Annotated in this window: 2 protein-coding genes; both read left to right on the forward strand. The window is 71.9% G+C overall.

Features of this window, described 5'->3' with window-relative positions:
• Positions 1-229: 229 nt before the first annotated feature.
• Complete coding sequence (gene rfbH / locus ABZW32_RS39660) at positions 230-1,534, forward strand: lipopolysaccharide biosynthesis protein RfbH (protein WP_356225758.1); 1,305 nt, start codon at positions 230-232, stop codon at positions 1,532-1,534.
• A 73-nt stretch (positions 1,535-1,607) separates the two neighbouring features.
• Positions 1,608-2,111 carry a nuclear transport factor 2 family protein gene (locus ABZW32_RS39665; RefSeq protein WP_356225760.1) on the forward strand — a complete coding sequence of 168 codons (504 nt, stop codon included), beginning with the start codon at positions 1,608-1,610 and terminating at the stop codon, positions 2,109-2,111.
• The last annotated feature ends 160 nt before the right edge of the window (positions 2,112-2,271 follow it).

The following is a 2,271-nucleotide window of genomic DNA, read 5'->3' on the forward strand; positions in this document are numbered from 1 at the left end:
GCCCCGCCCGGCCGGGCCCCGTAGCCAGGCCCGGTACCGCACGGCCGGGCCCCGCCCAGCCCGGCCCCGTAACCGCCCGGCCCCGTACCGCCCGCGGCTTCCCCGCCGTACCCGACCACGGCGCCCCTGCCCCGTCCCCGTACCGCCCCGGCCTCCCGCCGGGGTGGTACGGGGGCGGGGCACCGTCGTGACCACCATCCGGCCGAGAGGGCCGGGAAAGGGATACACCATGAACGTCCACAAGGGACTGATCCTCGACGAGACCGCCAAGTTCCACCTGGACGCGCAGGACGAGCGGCCCTTCGTCCCGGGCACCACCGAGATCTGGCCGGCCGGGGCCGTGCTGGACGAGCGGGACCGTACGGCGCTGGTCGAGGCGGCGCTGGAGATGCGGATCGCCGCCGGACCCAGTTCGCGGCGGTTCGAGTCGCGCTTCGCCCGCAAGCTGGGGCGGCGCAAGGCGCACCTGACCAACTCGGGTTCCTCGGCGAACCTGCTGGCCATGACCGCCTTCACCTCGCACCTGCTGGAGGACCGGCGGCTGCGGCGCGGCGACGAGGTGATCACGGTGGCCGCCGGGTTCCCGACGACCGTCAACCCGATCATCCAGAACGGGCTCGTCCCGGTCTTCGTCGACGTCGAGCTCGGCACGTACAACACCACCGCCGAGCGGGTGGCCCGGGCCATCGGACCCAAGACCCGCGCCATCATGATCGCCCACGCCCTCGGCAACCCCTTCGAGGTCGCGGAGATCGCACAACTCGCCCAGGAACACGACCTGTTCCTCATCGAGGACAACTGCGACGCCGTCGGCTCCACCTACGACGGACAGCTGACGGGCACCTTCGGTGACATCACCACCGTGAGCTTCTACCCGGCGCACCACCTCACGATGGGCGAGGGAGGCTGCGTGCTGACCTCGAACCTGGCCCTCGCGCGGATCGTGGAGTCCCTGCGCGACTGGGGCCGGGACTGCTGGTGCGAGCCGGGCGAGACCAACAAGTGCCTCAAGCGCTTCGACTACCAGATGGGGACCCTCCCGGAGGGGTACGACCACAAGTACATCTTCTCCCACGTGGGGTACAACCTGAAGGCCACCGACATCCAGGCGGCCCTCGGCCTGACCCAGCTCGACAAGCTGGACGACTTCTGCGACGCCCGGCGCCGCAACTGGCGACGGCTGCGCGACGGCCTCGACGGCCTGCCGTACCTGATCCTGCCCGAGGCCACCCCGCGCAGCGACCCGAGCTGGTTCGGGTTCGCTCTCACCGTGGACCCGCAGGCGCCCTACACCCGGGCCGCCCTCGTGGACTTCCTGGAGGGGCGGAAGATCGGCACCCGGCGGCTGTTCGCGGGCAACCTCACCCGCCACCCCGCCTACATCGGTGAGCCCCACCGCATCGTCGGCGACCTCACCAACAGCGACATCATCACCGACCAGACCTTCTGGATCGGCGTGTACCCGGCTCTGACCGACGAGATGCTCGACTACGTCATCGCCTCCGTCAAGGAGTTCGTCGGCGGCCGGTCCTGACCGCCGACGCGGCCGTGGTCCCGCGCCGATCCGCCCGCATCCCGCCCGAGACGTCCTTCACCAGGAGCGGACCTTGCCCACGCAACCCGACGACATCGCGGACCTGCGCGCCCAGGTGGGGCTCATGCGCGACCGCATCGAGCTCCGGGAACTCTTCGACCGCTACGTCCTCGCCCTCGACGCGCTCGGCGGAGCCGGCCACGACGAGGCCGCCTTCGCCGAACTCTGCACCGAGGACGCCACCTTCCTCTTCCCCATCGGCGGCTGCCGGGGCGTCGAGGGCTTCACCGCCTTCCAACGGGAGGCCAGGGAGCGCTGGGCCCGGACCCACCACCTCAGCACCAACCACTCCGTCACCCTCGACGGGGACGGAGACGGGGCCGCGCTGCGCGTCCACCTGATCGCCACCCACGTCCACCACGCGGACCCGGAGTCCTCCCGGCCCTTCGAAGTGGGCGGCTACTACGACGCCCGGGCCGTACGCACGGCGGACGGCTGGCGGCTGAGCGAGGTCGCCTTCCACGTCGTGTGGTCCTACGGCGACCCCCTGCCCGAGTTCGCCGGGGCCCGGCGGTGAGCGCCCGGTGAACGCCGTCCGGATCGCCGGATACCTCGTCCCCGCGTACGCGCCCGCCCGCGAGCGGGGTCTGCCGCACGAGGGCTCCGGGCGGGTGCGGGCGAGCCCTTCATCGTTCCGGAGAAGGCCGCCAACAAGGCCGGCGGCCTGGAGTTCGTCC

This window comes from Streptomyces sp. NPDC004667 (assembly GCF_040609475.1).
GTDB lineage: Bacteria > Actinomycetota > Actinomycetes > Streptomycetales > Streptomycetaceae > Streptomyces.

What these genes read in the sequence shown, in the direction of transcription:
- rfbH (WP_356225758.1), top strand. Translation starts at nt 230, where the DNA reads ATGAACGTCCACAAGGGACTGATCCTCGACGAGACCGCCAAGTTCCAC.